Source organism: Actinophytocola sp. (assembly GCF_050699935.1).
GTDB lineage: Bacteria > Actinomycetota > Actinomycetes > Mycobacteriales > Pseudonocardiaceae > Actinophytocola.
This window is the reverse complement of the sequence record NZ_JBOHGB010000006.1, coordinates 105,104-125,400: the sequence shown is the minus strand read 5'-3', so window position 1 is coordinate 125,400 and position 20,297 is coordinate 105,104. Positions and strand designations below refer to the sequence as shown.

Below are 20,297 nucleotides of genomic sequence, written 5' to 3'. Positions count from 1 at the left end.
TGTCCGCGCCCAGCACCGCTCCGTCCCGCAGCCGCACCTCGATGTCCTTCAGCTCACCCGGATGCGACCAGTCCAGCTCGACCGTCGCGGTGGCGGGTGTGGCCGCCGCCCGGAGCCGGATCGTCGCCCGCCGGTCGACGCCGCGGGCGTCCCGGGTGAGGTCGGCGGAGGTCACCGTGACCGGGCCGAGCAGCAGCCGGGCCAGGTCGAAGGCGTTCGGTCCATTGTCGGCCACGCACCCGCCACCGCACCGGTCCGGGTCGAGGTACCAGCGGTCCGTGCCGGCGTGGTCCTCGATGCGTTCCAGGTACCGGATCCGCACCGACTCGACGGGCGGCAGGGAACCGAGCCGCCGGACGAGGTCGGCGACGTTGTCGTTGTACCGGCGGTGGAACGCGCAGAACAGGGTCCGCTCCCGCTCGGCCGCGAGGCGGACCAGCTGCTCGCCCTGCTCGACGGTCACCGCGAGCGGCTTCTCCACACACACGTGCAGGCCCGCGGCCAGGACGTCGTGGCACACCACGAAATGCGCGTCGTTGGGCACCGCGACGACGACGGCGTCCAGGGCCGTGCCCGCGAGCATCGACCGGTGGTCGCGGTAGCACGCGACGTTGCCCCGGTGCGCGGACAGCGCCGCCTCGTCCTGATCGCACACCGAGGCCAGGCGCACCGAGGGCAGGCCCTGGATCGCGGACAGGTAGAAGCGGGAGATCACCCCGAGGCCGATCAGCCCCAACCGCAACGTCATGCGACCTCCTCTAGTGCGGGCAGGCCGGCGGCACCGGCCACCGCGCACAGCTCGTCGAACAGCGCGCCGGACAGGGGAACCCCGTCACGGTGGTACCGCCGCGCGCGCTCGGCCTCGGGCCAGCCGGGGTAGCGCACCGGTCGGCCGTCCTCAGTGGACGGACAGGCGAGCAACGTGCTGAACAGCTCGTCGGCGTCGCGCTGGAACCCACCGTCCGGCCGCAGCAGGCCGGGGTCGATCGCGAGCATGAACAGCCCGATGTCGTCGTCGCGGCCCGACGGCCGTCCGTCGCCGAGCAGGGCCTCGCGGGCCGGTCCGAAGCCGGCACCGGACAGCAGCGCGGCGAGGACCTCGACTGTGACCCCGAGCCCGAATCCCTTGTACGCACCCGTTTCCGGTGCGCCGCCGAGCCAGCGCAGGTGTGCCTCACCCCGGTCGAAGGTGGCCGGATCGGTGACCGGGCTCCCGTCGTCGGCGGCGAGCCAGCCGGGTGGCACCTCACGGCCGGCGCGGGCCGCCTCGCGCACCCGCCCGGTCGGCACCACGGTCGTGCTCATGTCCAGCACGAAGGGTGGGCCTCCAGGCACCGGAGCCGCGACGCTGAGCGGGTTCGTGCCGAGCATGGCCAGCCGCCCGCCCGGCGGACGCGCGATGCGCTGGCCGCCGCAGTTCGAGGCCACCAGCCCGACGGTGCCGTGGTGCGCGGCGCGCGCGGCGTGGTAGCCGGCGCACCCGATGTGCGTGAGGAGCCGGACGCTGGCCAACCCGATGCCGTGGGCCCGCGCCCGCTCGACGGCGAGGTCCATGGCGACGCCGGCCGCCCACAGGCCGAGCGCCCGGTGCGCGTCGACCACCACGCACGGCCCGAGGTCCCGGGTGATCTCGGGCTCGGCCGCGGGGTCCACTCTGGACTCCTCGAGGAGTGGAAGGTACAGGCGGGTCAGGTTGGCAAGGCCGTGCGAGCCAACCCCGGTGAGATCGCCGTGGCACAGCGCCGCGGCCGCGGCGGCGGCCCGTGGTTCGGGCAGGCCGTGGCCGGCGAACACCGCGGTGGTGAGGTCGAGCAGGTTCTCGTACGCGACCCGGATCGTCGTGGCGGGCGTGATCGACGCCGTCATCGTGCTCCTTTTCCTTGTACCGTCCGGTCCTCGGCGAAACACCGGAGGACGCCGGCGACCGCGTCGGCGAACCGCTCCAGCTCCGCCAGCCCGGCGTACTCGCCCACGGCATGCGCGTTGTTGGCGGCTAGCGAGCCCGGCCCGAGGACCACCGTGGACACGTCGGGCCGGCCGTGCAGCCAGATTGCGTCGCAGGTGAAGGCCGGTTCGTCGGCTGGCCATGGCACGATGCCGGCGCGGTCGAGCAACCGGACGCACCAGGGGTCGGCGCCGTGCAGTGCCGGCAGGCCGCGCTTGTGCCATTCGAGCGTGGTCACCGCGGGGGCGTCCGCCGCGGTGCGCGCGAACGCCTCGACGGCCCCGAACCGCTCCGCGAAGGCCGCGATGCCCGCCCGCAGGGCCGCGTGCACCGCCGACTCCAGGCTCTCGCCGGCCGCGGTGGTGGGATACGCCAGGTTCAGCAGCAACGCCCCGCTGCCGTAGACGCGGTTGTGCATGAGCCCGGTGTGCAGCCCGGCCACGCAGAGCCGGTCCTCGCCACCGGTGCCCGCCAGCGCCAGCGCGAGGTGCTGCGCCAGGAATCCCAGGAGGACGGTCGCGTTGTGGCCGGCTTCCGGCCGGTCGTCGACGGCGTCGGCGCCTCGCACCCGGACGCAGGCGGTCATCGCGGCCGTGGCACGGGTGAGGTAGCGCAGGCCGGTCGGTTCGCAGAACACGTTGAGCCGCCCGTAGTGACCCGCCTCGACCAGTGGCCTGGTGCCGATCGTGCCCATCGCCCCGCCTTCCTCGCCGGACACGGCCTGGACCAGCACGCCGACGTCGCGGCCGATCGCCGGTTCCGCGGCGACGGCGGCGCGGATGCCGGCCAGCAGCGCGACCGCGGGTCCCTTCGCGTCGATGGCGCCGCGGCCGGTGAACCGGCGGCCGTCGAACGCGACCGGCTCGACACCGGCCACCGTGTCGAGGTGGACGTTGAACATGACCGTCGAGCGGGCCGGCAGTCGCGGCCCGAGCCGCAGGACCAGGCTCGGCTGTGCGTCGAGGAAGTCCGGCCGCTCGGCCGCGGCGTGGCGCACGGCGAGCGGGACGTCGTCCCGGCAGGCCCATTCCGCACTCGCCGGGCCGTGGTGGATGATCGCCATGCCGAGCCGGGCGGCCGCGTGCGCGTAGCGGCGCTGGGCCGACCACAGCTGGGCCGGCGGGCCGTCTTCCAGTGGGTTGACGGTGGGCAGCTCGAGCAGGTGCAGCAGCAGGTCTCGCTCGTGGTCGAGCAGCGGGACGCGTGCGTCGCTCATCGGATGCGCCCCGCGAGGACCTCGTCGTGGACCAGTGTGGACAGAGCGCGGCCGGCGGCGACGAACGGGCCGGGACCGCCCACGACCCGCCCCTGATGCGGCACGGTGGCGAGGTGCGGCTCGATCGACACCGAGCCGCGGTAGCCATGGTCCAGCAGCAGGCGCAGGCAGTCGGCCACGCGTGCGTCGCCCTCGCCGGGCAGCGTGTAGACCGTGCGGCCCTCCCCGCCCGTCGCGTCCTTCACGTGCACGTGAACGACGTGCTCGACGACGGCGGTGAGCAGGTCGAGAGCCGAGTAGCCGTGCGCGACCCCGTTGCCGGTGTCGAACAGCAGCCCCAGCGCCGGGCTCGCCACGGCGTCGAGCAGGTCGAGCGCGCGTTCGGCGCTGGCTCCCGCCCAGCCCGCGCAGTTCTCGTGCAGCAGGACCACCTCGGCCAGCTCAGCCCGGTCGGCCAGCCGCCGGATCCGTTCGACCACCCGGCGCCGCCAGTCGCGCTCGCCGAGCCCGGCGTTCGGGTACGACATGATCCGCACGTACCGGCAGCCCAGCAGCGTGCACCGGCGCAGCAGGACACGCAGCTCGGCGACGTCCGTCTCGAACGAGTCGGTGATCGTCCGCGCCCAGTTGCCGATGCGGGAGTCGACACACACCACAGACAGGCCGGCGGCGGCGACCGCGTCGGCGACCCGGCGGAAGGCCTCCTCGCTCAGGTCGGCCACCGCGATTCCGTCGACGGTCCGCAGCTCGATCGCGGGCCAGCCCAATGTGGACAGTGCGGCCAGCTGGTCGCTCAGGCGGGAGCCGGCCTCGTCGCCGATGCCGGCGAACGTGATCACCGGGGTCGGCTCAGCGGACACCGTGCTCCGTCCGGCCGGCCGTCGCGAGGCGCTCGACACCGGCGTGCGACTTCGCCGCGGTGAGCACCCGCACCACCTCGGCGGCCAGCTCGAGGTCGGCCGGACGCACGTCGCCGGGCTCGGCGAAGCCACGGTAGGCGTCGAGCAGGAAGGTGCCGAGCGAGTCGTCGGGAAGCACGGCGTGCTCGAACCCGCCGCCGGTCGAGACCGCCAGCTGGGCATGGTCGTCGTCGGCGCCGATCGCGTAGTGACCGGTGGCGGTGCCCTGCTCGAAGCGCAGCGTGACGCGGCGTTCCCGAACCGGGGCGGCCAGGTCCGACCTCAGCCGGGTGTCGACACCGGTCGCGTGCCGCAGCCGCACCTCGGCACCGCCCATGTGGGGTGCGCGCCGACCGTCGAGGACCAGGTCGGTGCAGCTCGCCGCGGTCACCTCGGCGCCGCCGGCCAGGTACAGCGCGACACCGACGGAGTGGGGGAGCTCGACGTCGAACGCGGTCGGATGGCAGGCGGCGGCGAGGGATCGGCGGAACCGCGGCTTGCTCTGGACGACGGACAGTGAGCGCAGCGGCCCGAGCCGGCCGCCGCGGACCAGGCGGACCAGGCGCCGGGTGAGCGTGCTCGCCAGCCACGGCGCGACGACGGCCAGCCGCAGCCCGTGGTGTTGGCGCAGCCGGAGGATCTCGGCGAGGTCGTCCTCGTCGACGGCCAGCGGCTTCTCGACGACGATGTTCCGGAAGCCGCACGCGGCGAGCTCGGTGAGGATGCGCACCCGGGTAGCGGGCGGGGTGCAGACGTGGGCGACGGTGTGGCCGGGGTCGAGCAGCCGCGCGGCCTGCTCGACGGTGGCGGTCCAGGTCAGCTCGGCGGTGCCCGGTCCGGCGGGGTCGCACCCGATGATCGGCCCGTCGGTGATCAGGCCGGGCGCCGTGCGGCGCAGCCGGAGCAGGACGGGCAGATGCAGGTGCGCGCCGGACCGGCCGAGGCCGATGACGAGTGACCGCATGCGCCTCCTTTCGGATTAACCGAATGCCCCAGCGAATTCATTGGGACGCCGACATTTCCGCGTCCGGTGCAGAGTGTCAAGGCGCGGTCGACACCGTCGCCAAAAAGGGTGAACTCTCCGGTCGATGTCCAGGAACCGGAGTCGCTGCGCCCCGCGGTTCGTGCTAAGAGTCGATGCGACCGATGCAGACCGATGTCACGAGCGGAAGTGGGGAGCGGCGGAGTTGCCCGGAAATGTGACGATCCCATTCTTCTCGCAATCCAACACTTTCGCGGAGTTGTGGCCGGATATCAGCCGCCAGGTCGCGGACGTCATTCGTGGCGGAAAGTACTCGCACGGCCACAAGGTCGCCGAGTTCGAGACCGCGCTGGCCGACTACACCGGCGCGAAGCACGTGGTCGCGGTGAACAGCGGCACGGACGCCCTCGTGCTCGCGCTGCGCGCGACCGGGCTGCGCCGAGGCGAGCGGGTGATCGTGCCGGCGTTCAGCTTCGTCGCGTCGGCGTCGTCGGTGGTGCTGGCCGGCGGCCGCCCGGTGTTCGCGGACATCGAGCCGGACAGCTACGCCATCGACCCGGCCGCGGTGGCCGCCGCGGTCACACCGAACTGCGGTTTCGTCATGCCCGTGCACCTGTTCTGCCAGCCGGCAGACATCGCCGGCATCGCCGAGGTGGCGCGGCGGCACGCGCTGACGGTGGTCGAGGACAGCGCCGAGGCGATCGGCATGCGATGGGACGGCGTGCACGCCGGGCTGCTCGGCCGGGCCGGCGTGCTGTCGTTCTTCCCGACCAAGACGCTGGGTGCGATCGGCGACGCGGGAGCGGTGCTCACCGACGATCCGCGGCTGGCCGAGACCGCCGGGGCGCTGCGTCACCACGGCCGGTTCGGCCGCACCATCGACAATTTTCCCGGCATTTCCAACGCCACCGGGATCAGCGGGCTGAACAGCAAGATGGACGATATCCAGGCCGCGGTTCTGCTGTGCAAGCTCGCTCGACTGGACACCGACATAAAACGCAGGGCGACGCTGGCCGAGGCATACTCCGAGCGATTGCGAGATATTCCCGGCATACTCCGCCTGCCCACCTCGACGGCTCGCGGTGTGCCCACGACCGACGTTTCCTACGTGTACGTCATCGAGGTGGACCGGCGGGACGAGCTGGCCGATTACCTGGCCGGCGAGGGCATCGGGACGGAAACCTACTATCCCGTGCCGCTGCACCTGCAGCCGTGTTTCGCGGACCTCGGCCATTCGCCGGGCGAGTTTCCCGTCGCGGAACGAGCGTGCCGGCACACCCTCGCCCTGCCGCTGTACCCGGACCTCGACCTCGCGAGCGTCGACGCCGTGTGCGACGCGATCGCCCGCTTCTACAACGGGCGGCCGTCGTGACCGCGGGCCTGCTGCCGTTCTTCCCGCCGGACCTGTTCGACGCCGACCGGGAGGTGCTGCTCGACGTCGTCCGCGAGGTGGGGCTCGCGCCCGAGCAGCGGTTCATCCTCGGCGAGCACACCGCGCGCTTCGAGCGGCTGCTCGGCGAGTGGCTCGTCGAGACCGCACGGGACGGCGCGGTCACCAGCGCGGTCGACGTCGTGGCGTGCGGGAGCGGGACCGCGGCGCTCGGCATGGTGTTGCACGCGATGGGCGTGCGCCCGGACGTCGAGGTCGTGGTGCCCGCGTTCGGCTGCGCGCCGCTCGCGGCGACCGTGGTCAATCTCGGCGCCACCCCGGTGTTCGCCGACATCGACCCGCACACGATGGTGGCCGACCCGGGCGAGGTCGAGCGGTTGGTCACCGACCGCACGGCCGCGATCGTCCCGGCGCACCTGTTCTCCGTCATGGCCGACATGCCGCGGTTCCGGGAGATCGCGGCGCGCCACGGCGTGCGGCTGGTCGAGGACTCGGCGGTGGCCCAGGGCGCGGTGCTCGCGGGCCGCCCGGCCGGCTTGTGGGGCGACGCGGGCCTGTTCTCGTTCGTCCAGGTCAAGACGTTCGGCATGCCGGGGGAGGGCGGCGTCGTGGTGACCCAGGACCCCGAGCTCGGCCGTGCCGTCCGGATGCTGCGCAACCACGGTCAGGACGGCACCCGCCGGTTCGTCCACCACCGCATCGGCTACAACAGCCGGTTCGACGAGCTCCAGGCGGCGTTCCAGCTCCACCGGCTGCCGACCCTCGCGGCACGGCTCGAACGGCGGGCGCGGATCGCCGAGTACTACACCGCGCGGTTCGCGGAGCTGCCCGGGATCGTGCCCCCGCCCGACGGCCGGGACGGCCGCGCCTACTACGTGTACTCGCTGCTCGCCACGCACCGGGACGAGCTCCGCGACCACCTCGCCGGCCGGGGGATCGACTCGCACGTCTACTACCCGGCGCCGCTGCCGCGCCAGCCGGCGTTCGCCCGCCACGCGCCGCCCGGCCGGCGCTGGCCGCACGCCGAGCACGCCGCGGCGCACACCCTGGCCGTCCCGGTCTACCCGCACCTGACCGACGCCCAGGTCGAGCACATCGCGGACGCGGTCACGGAGTTCGCGCGCCGCTGAACGCAGGTCCCGCCCGAGAGAAGGAGAACCACGTGCGGCCACGTACGGACAGGCCGGTCCTGGAACCGGTTCCGCCGCCGAGGCGGGCCACCCCGAGCCCGGCGGAGATCGAGGCGGAGTGGCGCCGGCGCTCGGCACGCCCGGGGCTGGCCAGGGTGATGCGCGCGTCCCAGCCGGACGCGCTGGCGGACTGCGTCACCGCGGCGACTCGGAGACTCGTCGCCGGGCACCTGCGGGCCGCCGCCTCGATGCTGGGCCGGCCGGTCCGCTCCGCGCTGGAGATCGGCTGCGGCATCGGCCGGCTCACGCCGACGATCGCCGCGCGCGCGGAGCGGGTGCTCGCGGTCGACCTGACCGCGGAGATGCTGGCCGAGGCCCGCCTCGCCTGCGCCGGGTCGTCCAATGTGGAGTTCCTGCGCTGTCCGGTGCAGCGGCTGCCCTTCGAGCGGTCCACGGTGGACGTCGCGGTGTGCGTGTGGGTGCTCATGCACGTGCTCGACGACGACGAGCTGGCCGCCGCGTGCCGCGCGATCGCCCGGTCCACCCGCTACCTCACGCTCGTCGAGTACGAGTACGCCGCGGTCCCGGTCGGGCGGTTCTCCCGGCTGCGGACCGTCGACGAGTACCTCGCGATGCTGCCCGGTGCGGAGCTGGTCGAGTGCCGCGAGCTGGGCTACGGCGGCGACCGCTCGTTCGCCGCGCTGATCGCGCTGGGGCGATCGTGACCGCGCTCGAGACCACGCGGAGCACGTGGCGGGCCTACGCGCGGCTGGCCAAGCTCGACGTGTTCGACTACTACCTCAGCGCCGTGCTGGTGTGGACGCTGCTCGCACCCGCGGCGCGCCTGGACGACCAGACGCTCGGCGTGCTCGTCGTGTTCGGAGTGGGCGAGGTGCTGCTGATGGCCGGGCTGGTCGCGCTCGACGACCTGACCGGGTACCGGGACGGCAGCGACCTGGTCAACTACGGCCCGGACGCCCCGGCCCGGCGGGCGCTCCGCAAGCCCCTGCTGGCCGGTACGCTGACCGAGGCGCAGGTGGTGCGCTTCGCCGTCGTGACAACGGTTCTCGGCGCTCTACTGTGGACGGTGGCGGTCGTGGCGGCGCCGCACCGGCCGGCCTGGGCGCTGGTGCTCACCGCGGTCACGCTCGTGCTGTACCCGCAGTACTCATGGGGGCTGCGGCTGAGCTACCGCGGGTTCCAGGAGCTGTACATCGCCGCGCTCGGGTGGGCGCTCGTGCTCGCCCCGTACGGCCTGCTCGCCGGGGACGTGCCCGGTTTCGTCGTGGTGCAGGCGCTGCTCTTCGGGCTCGGGCCGCTCCTGTTCGGGGTGTACTCGAACACCAACGACATCGCCGGCGACCGGCGGGTGGGCCGCCCGACGGTCGCCGTGCTCACCACGCCGCGGGGCAACGCCCGATTCATCGCGGCCGTGTCGCTCGTGGAGCTGCTGCTCATCGCCGGTGCGCCGCTGGCCGGTGCGCCGTGGTGGTTCCCGCTGGCGATGCTGCCCACGATCCTGTTGCGTGCCAACCAGTACGCGCTGTGCTTCCGGCGCCGCGACATCCTCCGCGCGCGCCGGCTCGGCATCTGGATCCACCGCGTCACCGTCGTCGCGCTGCTGGCCGTGAACCTGGTGGGAGGCCACTGATGGAGCCGGATCTCGACGTCGCGGTCGTCGGTGCGGGGGTGGCCGGGTTGTCGCTGGCCTACCGGCTGCGCCGCACCGGCCTGACCGTCGCGGTGCTCGAGGCCGCCGGGCACGTCGGCGGCCGGATGGCGAGCTTCCGCCATGCCGGGTACACGGTGGACACCGGGGCCGAGCAGGTGCCGGCCCACGGCTACGAGCAGACCTGGCGGCTGCTGCGAGAGCTGGGTGTGCCGCACGGCGAGGTCCCGCGGGTCGGCGGCCCGATCGCGGTGTGGCGGGACGGCCGGGCTCACGCGGGCGTCGCGGACCCGCGCGGCCTGCTCACCGGGGCCGGGCTGTCCCCGCGCGCCCGGCTCGACCTGGCGCGGCTGCTCGCCGGTGCGGCCCGCCGCCGGGCGCTGTTCGACCCGGACCGGCCGGAGGACACACCGGTCGGCCTGGCCACCGTCGCCGAGCTCGCCGCCGGGTACCACCCGGACGTCGGCGACTACCAGCTCGCGCCGGTCGTGTCGACGTTCTTCGGCTGGGATCCGGCACGATCGGCGGCGGCCCCGTTCCTGGCCCTGATGCTCGCGGCCGGCCCGGCCGCCACCTGGCGCACCTACGCCGACGGGATGGACACCCTCGCCCGGCGACTGGCCGAGCACGTCGACGTGCGGACCGGCGTCGCCGTCCGCGAGGTGGTGGCCGGCACGGACACCGCGCTGGTGCACACCGACGGGGAGACGCTCACCGCCCGGTCGGTCGTGCTGTGCGTGCCGGCACCGGTCGCGGCCGGGCTGTACGTGAACGCGCCGGCGGGGGAGCGCGAGTTTCTGTCCGCGTGCGGCTTCACCCCGATGCTCAAGGTGAGCTGCCTACTCGACCGGCCGCTGTCGCCCACCTCGCGCCGGCAGCTGTACGCACTGCTCGTGCCGGCCGTTGAGCGGGGCCCGGACGATGCGCTCGGCGGGCTCCTCGCCGACCACGTCAAGCATCCGAGCCGGGCGCCGGCAGGCGGTGGCCTGCTCACCCTGCTCGCGGCGCCGGCCGCGCTCCCGGAGTTGCTCGACGCGCCGGACGACGAGGTGGTGCGGGCGCTCACCGGTGCGGCCGAGCGCTATGTGCCGGGCCTCGCCGGTGCCACCGTGGCGAACTTCGTGCACCGCTTCCGGCACGGCCTGCCGGAGGCCACGCCGGCCGCTTTGGCGCTGCGCCGCGGTTTCCTCGCCCGCCCCGTGCGGTCGGTGGACTACGCCGGTGACTGGATGATGTTGCGACCCAGCAGCGAGGGCGCGATCCGTGCGGGCGCCATGGCGGCTGCCCGAGTCGCCAGGCTCGACAGGCGAAAGGTATCGGTATGAAGCCGTCCGACATGGGCACGCTGATCGAGGAGTGCGCCGATCGGGGCGCGCGCACGACGGTGCACCTCGACCGGCCGTTGGACATCGCGCCGGCCGGCGGCGTCGACTACGACCTCCCGCGCCTGGCCGGGCTCGTCCGCTCGGCGTCGGGCTGGCTCGCCGCCACCGGTGCCCGGCCCGGCGACCGGGTGGCCATCCACAAGGCCAACCACTGGGACAGCGTGCTGCTCGCCTGCGCGGCCGTGCGGATCGGCGCGCTCCCGGCGCTGATCTCCGCGTACCTGCCGGCGGAGACCGCGCAGATCCTGCTCAAGCGGCTGGACCCGGCCGTGCTGGTCACCGACCGCGGCACGGTCGTGGCGGCCAGGGATGCCGGGACCGACCTGACCGCGCTGGCCCGCCGCACGCTCTGCCTCGACGACCCGGGGCCCGCGGCGAACGTCCTGACCCTGGCCGACGTCCGCGGGCACGACGCGCCGCCCGCGTACCGCCGGCACGACGACGAGCCCCTGGTGGTGAACCACACCTCCGGCACGACCGGTGTGCCCAAGCTCGTCGTGCACTCGACCGAGACGCTCGTGCGCCGCCTCGCCCGGTTCGAGGCCGTGCGCTGGCCGCTGCTCGGGGTCCGGACGAGCGACACGGTGGTGACCGCGGGCTCGTTCGCGCACGGGCGGCTGTTCTGCTGGACCGCGAGCGCGCTGTGCCTGGCGCCGCGGAAGATCGGCATCGTCACCGACTTCGAACCCGCACGCGCGGAGCCGTTCCTGCGCGCGCACCCACCGTCCACTCTGGAGGCACTGCCGTCGGTGTTCGTCCGCTGGCGGTCACTGACCGCCGGTGCGGCCAACCCCTTTCGCGAGGTCCGCCTGTACGCGAGCACCTACGACGCGATGCACCCGCCCGTCGTGCGGGCCTTCCTCGCCGCGTCGGCGCGCCGGTTCCCGGTGTGGCTGCAGGGCTGGGGGCAGACCGAGACCGGCCCGCTCACGTTCCGCTTCCTGACCCGCCGCTCGGTCGCGCGGGTGGGGGAGCGGCACCCGACGACGCGCGACCTCGGCCGGCCGATCCCGGGGCGGGTCGCGATGCGGGCGGTCGACCCGGACACGTTCGAACCGGTACGGCCGGGGGAGCCCGGCCTCCTGCTGGCGCGTACGAGGGCGCGGTGCCTCGGCTACGTCGGGGAGCAGGAGCGATGGACGGCGAAGGTGTCCGGCGAGTGGTGGAACACCGGCGACGTCGGCTCGATCGGCCGAACCGGGGACATGCGGCTGCTGGACCGCGAGGTCGACACCGTGCCCGAGCTGAGCTGCCTGGAGACCGAGGACGTGATCGAGGACCGCCTGGCCTCGGTGCTCGAGTGCGTGGTGCTCGGCGCGACCGGACGGCGTCCGCTGCCGGTGGTGGTCACGGCGGACGGGCGGCTCGACCCGGTGGCCTGGCGGGAGTCGGTGGCCGACCTGCCCGCGCTCGCCGAGCCGGTCCCGATGACGTGGTCCGACGTGCCGCGCACCGCAACCGGCAAGGTTCGCCGGACCGAGCTCGCGGACCGGCTGCTCGACGCCGCCGACCGTCCCGGCCCGGGCAGGTGGACATGACCCTGGCCGCGCCCGCCTACGTGTTCGGCGGGGGAGACGCACGCGAGCAGCATCGCCTGCTCGCCGCCGCGTACGACCCGATGACCCTGCCGAGGCTTGCGGAGACCGGTGTGGACGGTGGCTGGCGGTGCCTGGACGTCGGCACCGGCGGCGGCACGGTCGCCGGCTGGCTCGCCCACCGCGTGGGCCCGGCCGGTGCCGTGCTGGCCACCGACCTCACCCCCGTGACACCGTCCGTGACGAGGCACGACATCACCCGTGATCCCTTGCCGGACAACGCCTTCGACCTGATCGTGGCGCGGCTCGTGCTCCGCCACCTGCCGGCGCGGGACGAGGTCCTCGGCCGCCTGGCCCGCGCGCTGCGCCCCGGGGGCTGGCTGCAGGTCGACGAGACCGACACCACCTACCAGCCGTGCCTCGCGGCTCCGGACCTGGCGCTGTACGAACGGTTCCTCGCCGCCCGGGACGCGGTGATGGCTCGGTCCGGAGTGGACGGTGATTACGGCAGGCGCGTGGCGGCGCTCATGCGGGGCGCGGGGCTGGTCGGCGTCGAGCCGGTCAGCGCCGTCGAGGTCTGGCGGGCCGGGTCGCCGGGCCTGGAGCTCCTGGCGCACACCACCGTCCGGCTGCGGGACGGGCTCGTCGCGGCGGGGATGACCGACCGGCAGCTCGCCGAGGTGCGCGAGCTGCTCGCGCACCCGTACTTCCGTGCCTCGTCGAGCGTCTTCTACTCCGTGCACGGCCGCCGCCCCGGGCAGGGCCGGCCGTGACGTCCGTCGTGGACGCCGGTTGCGGGGTCGCCGAGGGTGTCGCGGCACGCGTGCTCCGCCTGGCCGGACTCGACACGTCTACAGTGGACTGCGAGATCGGTTGGGCGGGACCGGTCCGGTTGCCGTTGCGAAGCGAGGACGACGTGCAGGCGGCGTGCGGGATCAGCCACGTGCACGGCCGCCGCTACGGCCGGCCGACCGCGCTCGCCGTCGACTACGCCTCGGTCGCCACCGGCGTGCTCGCCGCCCAGGGCGTGCTCGCGGCCTGGCTCGCCACCTCCCGGGGCGTACCGGTACGCCGAGTGTCGACATCGGTGGCGCAGGCGGCACTGCTGTCGGTCGCGCAGTACCTCGCCGCCGCGACCGCGGGCGACGAACCGGGCGAACCCGGTGGCCCGCCGTTCACGTCCGCCGACGGGGTCCGGTTCGAGATCGAGACGCTGGCCGCGGAGGACTGGCAGCGGTTCTGGGCCCGGATCGGCGCCGACCCGGCCGCGATCCGCGGCGGGTGGCGGCCCTTCCAGCACCGGTTCGCCACCGCCACCTGCCCGCTGCCGGCCGGCCTGCACCATGCCGCCCACGCGGTGGACTTCGCGGCACTCATGGAGGTCGCGGCACGCGCGAACGTCAGCATCGTCCCGGTGGCCGACGAGTTCCCGGCGGAGCTGCCGCCGTGGCGCCGGACTCCGGTCGGTCGCCCGGCCGCCGGAGAGCTGCCAGCGGCCTGGTCGGCGACCCGGCCGCTGGACGGCGTGGTCGTCGTCGAGTCGTGCCGCCGGGTGCAGGGACCGCTCGCCGGCCACCTGCTCCGTCTGCTGGGCGCGACGGTGATCCGGATCGAGCCGCCCGGCGGCGACCCGCTGCGCGGCGTGCCGCCGGTCGTCGGCGACTGCTCGGCCCGGTTCCTCGCGCTCAACCGGGGCAAGCGCGTCGTCGAGATCGACATCACCACGGCGTCCGGCCGCCGTGAGGTGCACGAGCTGGTCGCGGGCGCCGACGTGTTCCTGCACAACTGGGCGCCAGGCAAGGCCGAGACCCTGGCGCTGGAGGCGGACGCGCTGGCCGCGACCCGCCCCGGGCTGGTCCATGCCTGGGCGTCGGGGTGGGGCGACCGGCTCGGACCCCGGCCACCGCTGGGTACCGACTACCTCGTCCAAGTCCACAGTGGACTCGCCGCACGGCTGGGCCCGGACCGGACGCCGTCGCTGATGACCCTCACCGACGTGCTGGGCGGGTTGGTGGCAGCCACGGGAGTGCTCGCCGGCCTGCTGGCCAGGGCGCGGACCGGGGTGGGGCAGCGGGTGGACTCGTCGCTGCTGTCCGCGGCGGTGCTGTGCCGTGACGCGCCCGCGACGAGCCGCGCGGAGCCAGGTGTCGACATCCGCACCGATCTCGCCGAGCTGGCCGCGGATCACCGGTTCGCCGGTGCCCTGGAGTGGGACGGCTGCTGCCTCGTGCGGGCGCCGTGGGAGTTCGGGTGACCTGGGTTTCGCGGGACGGGCTCGCCGTGCGTGACCTGGTGCCGGCGGACCTGCGCCGCCAGTGGGTCGAGCGGGGACACTGCCCGAACCGGGACCTGTACACGCTGTTCCGCGGGCACGTCGACGCGCACCCGGAGCGGGTCGCGGTGGTCGACGGCTCCGTCGACCACCCCGGCGAGCTGACCTACGCGGCACTCGACGCACGTGTGCGCCGGCTCGCCGCGACGCTCGCCGCCGCGGATCTCGGGCCCCGTGACGTCATCGCGATCCAGGTGCCGGGCGGCCGGCACGCCGTCGTCGCCGAGCTGGCCGTCGCCGCGCTCGGCGCACTCGCCCTGCCCTATCCCGCCGGACCGGGAACCCGTGACACCGTGTCGCTGCTCGGCCGCTCCCGGGCCCGAGCGGTGATCACGGGGACCGCCGACCTCGCGGCACAGGTGCGCTCGGTTCGGCACGAGCTGCCGAGGCTGCGGCAGGTACTCGTGTTCGGCCCGGCGCTGGACGGCACGCGGTCGCTGGATGAGCTGCCGACCGACTCGTCCTGGGCGCCGGAACCCGTCGACGCCGAGGCGCCGGCCCGCGTGCTCGTGTCGTCCGGCTCGGAGGCCGAGCCGAAGATGGTGGCGTACTCGCACAACGCGATGTGCGGCGGGCGGGCCAACTACCTGCGCGCGGTGCGCGGCGCGAACCCGAGGGACCTGGTGCTCGTGCCGCTGGCGTCGTCGTTCGGCTCGTTCGGTGTGCCGTCGACCATCGCCGCCCACGGTGGAACCCTCGTGCTGGCCGGCACTTTCGGCACCGCGGGGGCACTGCGCACGATCACCCGGCACCGGCCGGCCCACGTGTTTGCCGTGCCGACGATGCTGCGCCGGATGGCCGAGGCGGCACCGTCGCCGGGGGAGGACCTCTCGTTCCTGCGTGCGGTCGTGGCCAGCGGGGCCGACCTGCCCGCCGCGACGGTCGAGGCCTGCCGGCGGCGGTTCGGGTGTCCGGTGATCAACGTCTACGGGTCGTCGGACGGTGTCAACTGCCACACCCGTACGCCGGGAGACGGGGTTGGGGTGCCGGACCCGGCGGTCGCCGACGTCCGCGTGATGGACGGGGAGATCCAGGCGCGCGGTCCGATGACGCCGCTGTGCTACGTCGGTTCCGCCGAGCTCGACGCCAGGTACCGGCTGCCCGGCGGCTGGGTGCGCACGGGGGACCGCGGCGCGTTCGACGAGCGCGGCACCCTGCACGTGATGGGGCGGCTGCGGCAGGTGGCCGTCCGGGGCGGCCAGAACATCAGCCTGGCCGAGGTCGAGCGGCACCTCGGCACCCACCCGGCGGTCGCCGAGGTGGCCTGCGTGGCGGTCGCCGACCCCGACCTCGGCGAGCGGGTGTGCGCATTCGTCCAAACGCGACGGTCCGGGCCGACGCCGACCCTGGCCGAGCTCGTCGGCTTTCTCGAACGCACCCGCGGGCTGGAACGCCGAAAGCTGCCCGAGCACCTGGTGATCGTGGCCGAACTACCGCTCGGCCCGACGGGAAAGGTCTGCCGGCGCACGCTCGCGGACCGATCCACCGCGATTTTGGGAGGGCGTGAGGCCGCGGTCACCTGATCACCGGCTCGGTGCCCGGCGTGCCTTGAGGACGATGTCGTTGACGTGACCGGAGCCCGGCGGTGCGGGTGAGACACGCGGCCGGGTCTCGTCGACCTGGACGGTCCAGGTGTCGTCCAGCAGCTTGGCGATCTCGTCCGGCCGGTAGAAGTCGTCCGGGTCGATCGCCGGGTCCGGGTCGTGGTGGTGGCGCGTGCCGTCGAGGTCATGCCCGGCCACGAGCAGCGTCCCGCCGGGCGCGACCGCGGCGAGCAGGGCGCGCAGTGCGGCGGGTGCGGTGCGGGGGAGCGGGAAGTAGAGCGCCGACACGAGGTCGAAGGCACCGGCCGGCGGCCCGTACCGGGTGACGTCGCCGTGCGTCCAGCACACCGAGACGTCGCCGGCCGCGGCCGCCGCCCGCTCGAGCGCGACCCGCGAGATGTCCACGGCGGTCACGAGCCAGCCGCGACCGGCGAGCCACAGCGCGTCGGCGCCCTCGCCGCAGCCGAGGTCGAGTGCCTGACCGGGCGACAGGTCGGCGACCTCCGCGACCAGCACGCCGTTCGGCGCACCGCTCCAGAGCTGGTCCTGCTCAAGGTACCTGTCGTCCCAGAACCGTTGGTCCATGACGCACACGATGACCGTCGCCCGGCGACTCGGCAACATTCGTTGCCAAGATGGCAATGGCCCGTGGCTCGCGACACCCGCCAGCTGAAGCTGGCTCGACCATTCGAGCGGGTCCGCTGAGCCGGGCGGTGCTCACCCACATGTCAGTCGCGGACGAGCTGGCGCGCGATCGAGGTGATGTCGCTGTTCTCCTGCAGCCGATGGGTGTCCGCCAGCAGGCGCTCGCGCGCCGGCTGGGACAGCACCCGAGCGGACAGGCGGAGGAACTTCTCGTCGAGCTCGGCCGGGGTCTGCTCGCGGAGGTTGCGGACGGTCGCCTGGAGCGAGCGGCCCGAGCGGAGCCGCACGGTCACCCGTGCGCCGCGCGGCCGGGTGGCCTGGAAGTCCTGCTCGATGTCGTCGTCGATGTGCAGCCGCACCCGCTCGCTCAGCGCGCGGATCGCCGGGTCGTGCAGGTTGTCCGGTGTGTACTCGTCGATGCCCGCGCCGCCGGTCACCAGGTGCAGCGCGACGCTGAAGTTGGCGCTGAACTGCGCGTCCGTGAGGTCCCTCGGGTCCCGGATGCGGCCGACGATGTCGTGGTAGGCGTGGCTGTTCGTGCCCACCACGACCTCGTCGACCTCCTCGACCGCGAAGTCGTGTGACACTCGGATGCGTTCCAGTGCCTCGGACATCGGCTGGATGTAGCCGTCCTGCGCGTAGATCTTGTAGTGCGCGTCGAGGAACTCCCACGTCCGCCCGAGGTCGCGGGTCAGCGCCGCGGCGGACTCCGTGTCCACGTCGAACGCCCGGAACAGCCCGCACCCGTCGTCCAGCATGGACTCCGGGCCGGTGAGTCCGGCCTCCGCGAGCAGGGCCGCCCGGATCCCGCCCGCGGCCGCCGCGCCGCCGAACGTCCGCTTCAGGTGGCCCCGGCCCTGGGGCGGCGCCTCCGTGGACCCGATGACGTGCCTCGCCGCCCCCGCCAGCGCCTGGGCACACGTGTCCTCGTCGAACCCGCTCAGCACCGCCACCACCGCGGCGGCACCGAGCGCACCCGCCGTCCCGGTCGCGTGCCCGCCGCGCCGTGTACGCCCGTGCCTGATCGCGAGGCCGACCCGGACCATCAGCTCGCACCCCACGGCCAGTGCCGTGATCACGTCCCGGCCGTCGCTGCGGTGGCGCTCGCCGATCGCGAGCGCGGTGGGCACGGCGACGCAGCCGACCTTGACCCCGGTACGCGCGTGGTTGTCGTCCAGCTCGAAGCCGTGCGCGAAGGAGCCGTTGACGAACGCGGCGCCGGCGGCGGGGATCTTCCCGCCGTGGTTGACGACCGTGCTCTCCGGCGTGCCGCCCTCGGCCGCCGCCACCCGGTGGACCAGCGACGACCACGGCAGCGTGCTCGCGGCGAGCTGCACGCCCCACGAGTGGCGGGCGAGCTCCTTGGCCTTCGCGACGACCTCCGCCGGCAGCGCGGCGAAGGTCGTGCCGGTCGCGAACCGGGCGAGCGTCCGGATCCGGGACACGGCGCTACTCGGCGGTCAGCATCTTGAGCAGGATCGGCGTCAGCCGGTCGCACAGGTCGCGCACGGCCCGCTCGCTCGACGCGGTGAGCCACACCGGGACACCGTTGATCGCGCCGTACAGGCAGCGCCGGACGAGGTCCGGGTCGTCGCAGACGAACTCGCCGGTGCGCAGCCCGTCCTCGATGACGTCGCGGAAGAACTTGTCGTGCTCGCTACGCATGCGCTTGACCTGCGCACGGTACGCGTACGGCCACTTGAGACGCTTGGTGAACAGCTCGGACACGTGCGGGTAGTCCAGCGTCACGATGAGCAGGTGCTCGAGCACGAGCTGCTCGAGCCGGACGCTCGCGGGGGAGTCCTCGTACTTCTCGAGCACCCGCCGCATCCGGGTGGCCGCGTCCTCGGCGACCCGGTCGAGGCACGACGTCAGCAGCTCCTCCTTGCTGCTGAAGTAGTGGTAGAGGCTCGCCTTGGTGAGGTCGACCTTGTCGGCGACCTCCTCCAGGTTGATGCTGTCGTATCCCTTGTCCCGCAGGACTTCGTTCGTCGCGGCGAGGATCTCGTCGATCTTCTTGTTGCGCTTGCGCTCGAGCCTGCTGATCGGCGGCGGCTCCACCTGCTGCGTCATCGTGGTTCCCCATTCTGCTGGTCGCTGTCGGGCGCCCGGGTGAACAGGCATCTTGACAGTCTCGACAGAGTAGTCAATATTCTACTCCCAAGGCGAATATGCGTGAGATGGGGTTGAGATGCCCACTGCGTCAGACGGTCGGGAAGCCGCCCTCGTCGACTTTCTCGCCCACCTTCGATTCGACGACCTGCCCAAGGAGACCGTCGACGGCGCGCTCGCGGTGATCCTGGACCACCTGCTGTGCGCCGACCTCGGGATGGACCAGCCGTGGGTCCGCCTGCTGGAGGCCCAGCTCCGCGACGAGCTCGGCGAGTGGTCACCGGCGCCCGCCACCCCGACCGCGGCGATCTACGGGACGGCCGACCGGGTGCCGGCCCGGGTCGCCGCACTGGTCAACGGCACCGCGAGCCATGGTCTGGAGCTGGACGACATCTACCACCCCGGACTCATCCACCCGGGCTCGTGCGTGGTGCCGGCGGCGATCGCGACGGCGGCCGGGCCGGCCAGCGCCGAGCGCGGTGGGCGGGACCTGGTCACGGCCGTGGTCGCCGGGTACGAGGCGATCCGCCACATCTGCGCCGCGGTGGGCACCAGGCACAGCTACCTCGGGTTCCACAGCACCGGGACCATCGGACCGTTCGGCGCCACGGTCGCCGCGGGCCGGATGGTCGGGCTCGACGCCGCCGGGCTGGCGAACTCGATCGGGATCGCCGCGTCGTTCGGCGCCGGGATCAAGGCGTTCCAGAACGGCCCCGGGATGATCAAGCGGGTGCACGCCGGCCGGGCGGCCGAGTCCGGGCTGCTCGCCGCGGGGCTCGCCGGCCGTGGCTTCGAGGGACCCGACGGCGCGCTCGCCGGCCGGTTCGGCTTCGTCGAGGTGTGGGGCGAGGAGTCCGAGAGGGACGCCGACCGGCTGGCCGCCGGTCTGGGCGAGGACTTCATCGTCGAGAAGGACGTCTACATCAAGCCGTTCTCCACCTGCGGCGCCATCCACGGCGTGCTCCTCGCCGCGGCCGACGTGCGCCGGGAGCTCGGCGACCGGGTCGGCGAGCTCGAGCGGGTCGTCGTGGGCAGCGCGCGGCGGGTCGCGGAGCAGAACGCGATCGACACGCCGACCGACCCGATGACGGCCCAGTACAGCGTGCAGTACGGGGTGGCGCTCGCCCTGCTGGGCGAGATCGACGACCTGCGACGGTTCCAGGACCCGGGCACCTACGGCGATCCGCGGGTGCGCGCGCTGATCGACCGCACGAAGGTGGAGGTGGACCGGCGGGCCGAGGAGGCGTACGTGCGCACCACCGACGGCCGGGTCACCTGCGTGCTGCGCGGCGGCGAGCGGTTCGAGGTCTACCGGTCCGCCGGCCCGGAGGTGAGCTCGGGCTTCGGGACCGTCGAGGCGAAGTGCCACCGCCTGTGGGAGCGGCGCCGGACTCCCGAACAGCGCCAGAACGTCGTGCACGCGGTGCTCGGCCTAGCCGATGACGGACCCGTCGCCGACATCGTCACCGCGCTCGCACCGACCGCATGAGCACCGGCGGGAGCCCGTTCGGGA

Annotated in this window: 18 protein-coding genes; 10 read left to right on the top strand and 8 right to left on the bottom strand. The window is 73.8% G+C overall.

The genetic code is table 11. The annotated features are described in order from the left end of the window. From ACRDTB_RS04555 to ACRDTB_RS04535, 5 genes are all read right to left on the bottom strand, one after another. The coding region (locus ACRDTB_RS04555; protein ID WP_431428649.1) for a Gfo/Idh/MocA family protein at positions 1-748 on the bottom strand (748 nt) is incomplete at its 3' end. Beyond that, entirely contained in the window at positions 745-1,866 is a 1,122-nt protein-coding gene (locus ACRDTB_RS04550; RefSeq protein ID WP_431428648.1) for an Ldh family oxidoreductase, read from the bottom strand. The genes ACRDTB_RS04555 and ACRDTB_RS04550, both read right to left, overlap by 4 nt. Continuing rightward, positions 1,863-3,161 (bottom strand): M20/M25/M40 family metallo-hydrolase, encoded by a 1,299-nt coding sequence (locus ACRDTB_RS04545; protein ID WP_431428647.1) that lies wholly within the window; start codon positions 3,159-3,161, stop codon positions 1,863-1,865. The genes ACRDTB_RS04550 and ACRDTB_RS04545 overlap by 4 nt, the downstream gene beginning before the upstream one ends. Beyond that, positions 3,158-4,021, bottom strand: a complete 864-nt coding sequence (locus tag ACRDTB_RS04540; protein ID WP_431428646.1) for a sugar phosphate isomerase/epimerase family protein — start codon at positions 4,019-4,021, stop codon at positions 3,158-3,160. The genes ACRDTB_RS04545 and ACRDTB_RS04540 overlap by 4 nt, the downstream gene beginning before the upstream one ends. After that, positions 4,011-5,024 (bottom strand): oxidoreductase, encoded by a 1,014-nt coding sequence (locus ACRDTB_RS04535; protein ID WP_431428645.1) that lies wholly within the window; start codon positions 5,022-5,024, stop codon positions 4,011-4,013. Before ACRDTB_RS04535 ends, ACRDTB_RS04540 begins: the two co-directional genes overlap by 11 nt. Positions 5,025-5,301: 277 nt before the next feature. On the opposite strand from ACRDTB_RS04535, the gene ACRDTB_RS04530 reads away from it, so the two are divergent. From ACRDTB_RS04530 to ACRDTB_RS04490, 9 genes are read left to right on the top strand one after another with little or no spacing between them, the layout of a single operon-like run. Beyond that, positions 5,302-6,414, top strand: coding sequence for a DegT/DnrJ/EryC1/StrS family aminotransferase (locus ACRDTB_RS04530; RefSeq protein ID WP_431428644.1), 1,113 nt, complete (start codon positions 5,302-5,304; stop codon positions 6,412-6,414). Beyond that, positions 6,411-7,562 (top strand): DegT/DnrJ/EryC1/StrS family aminotransferase, encoded by a 1,152-nt coding sequence (locus ACRDTB_RS04525; RefSeq protein WP_431428643.1) that lies wholly within the window; start codon positions 6,411-6,413, stop codon positions 7,560-7,562. Before ACRDTB_RS04530 ends, ACRDTB_RS04525 begins: the two co-directional genes overlap by 4 nt. A 32-nt stretch (positions 7,563-7,594) precedes the next feature. Then, complete coding sequence (locus ACRDTB_RS04520) at positions 7,595-8,287, top strand: methyltransferase domain-containing protein (protein ID WP_431428642.1); 693 nt, start codon at positions 7,595-7,597, stop codon at positions 8,285-8,287. Further along, a complete protein-coding gene (locus tag ACRDTB_RS04515; protein ID WP_431428641.1) occupies positions 8,284-9,213 on the top strand; it encodes a UbiA family prenyltransferase in 930 nt (309 codons plus the stop codon). Before ACRDTB_RS04520 ends, ACRDTB_RS04515 begins: the two co-directional genes overlap by 4 nt. Next, on the top strand, positions 9,213-10,556 hold the full coding sequence (locus ACRDTB_RS04510; RefSeq protein ID WP_431428640.1) for an FAD-dependent oxidoreductase: 1,344 nt from the start codon (positions 9,213-9,215) through the stop codon (positions 10,554-10,556). The genes ACRDTB_RS04515 and ACRDTB_RS04510 overlap by 1 nt, the downstream gene beginning before the upstream one ends. Beyond that, positions 10,553-12,154 carry a class I adenylate-forming enzyme family protein gene (locus ACRDTB_RS04505; protein WP_431428639.1) on the top strand — a complete coding sequence of 534 codons (1,602 nt, stop codon included), beginning with the start codon at positions 10,553-10,555 and terminating at the stop codon, positions 12,152-12,154. The genes ACRDTB_RS04510 and ACRDTB_RS04505 overlap by 4 nt, the downstream gene beginning before the upstream one ends. Further along, positions 12,151-12,924, top strand: a complete 774-nt coding sequence (locus ACRDTB_RS04500; RefSeq protein ID WP_431428638.1) for a class I SAM-dependent methyltransferase — start codon at positions 12,151-12,153, stop codon at positions 12,922-12,924. Before ACRDTB_RS04505 ends, ACRDTB_RS04500 begins: the two co-directional genes overlap by 4 nt. Continuing rightward, the gene (locus ACRDTB_RS04495; protein ID WP_431428637.1) at positions 12,921-14,405 is read left to right on the top strand and encodes a CoA transferase; all 1,485 of its coding nucleotides are present in this window, start codon (positions 12,921-12,923) and stop codon (positions 14,403-14,405) included. The genes ACRDTB_RS04500 and ACRDTB_RS04495 overlap by 4 nt, the downstream gene beginning before the upstream one ends. Then, positions 14,402-16,006, top strand: coding sequence for a class I adenylate-forming enzyme family protein (locus ACRDTB_RS04490; RefSeq protein ID WP_431428636.1), 1,605 nt, complete (start codon positions 14,402-14,404; stop codon positions 16,004-16,006). Before ACRDTB_RS04495 ends, ACRDTB_RS04490 begins: the two co-directional genes overlap by 4 nt. Here ACRDTB_RS04490 and ACRDTB_RS04485 read toward each other — a convergent pair whose 3' ends face one another. The 3 genes from ACRDTB_RS04485 to ACRDTB_RS04475 all read right to left on the bottom strand — a co-directional run bounded on the left by ACRDTB_RS04485 (position 16,007) and on the right by ACRDTB_RS04475 (position 18,745). Beyond that, positions 16,007-16,612: a class I SAM-dependent methyltransferase gene (locus ACRDTB_RS04485; protein ID WP_431428635.1), complete on the bottom strand. Its 606-nt coding sequence runs from the start codon at positions 16,610-16,612 to the stop codon at positions 16,007-16,009. It lies immediately after the preceding gene. Positions 16,613-16,755: 143 nt separating this feature from the next. After that, a complete protein-coding gene (locus ACRDTB_RS04480; protein WP_431428633.1) occupies positions 16,756-18,117 on the bottom strand; it encodes an MmgE/PrpD family protein in 1,362 nt (453 codons plus the stop codon). A gap of 4 nt (positions 18,118-18,121) precedes the next feature. After that, positions 18,122-18,745, bottom strand: coding sequence for a TetR/AcrR family transcriptional regulator (locus tag ACRDTB_RS04475; RefSeq protein ID WP_431428632.1), 624 nt, complete (start codon positions 18,743-18,745; stop codon positions 18,122-18,124). Positions 18,746-18,863: 118 nt separating this feature from the next. Between ACRDTB_RS04475 and ACRDTB_RS04470 the strand changes: the two genes are divergently transcribed. Next, on the top strand, positions 18,864-20,273 hold the full coding sequence (locus ACRDTB_RS04470) for an MmgE/PrpD family protein (protein ID WP_431428631.1): 1,410 nt from the start codon (positions 18,864-18,866) through the stop codon (positions 20,271-20,273). Positions 20,274-20,297 lie beyond the last annotated feature (24 nt).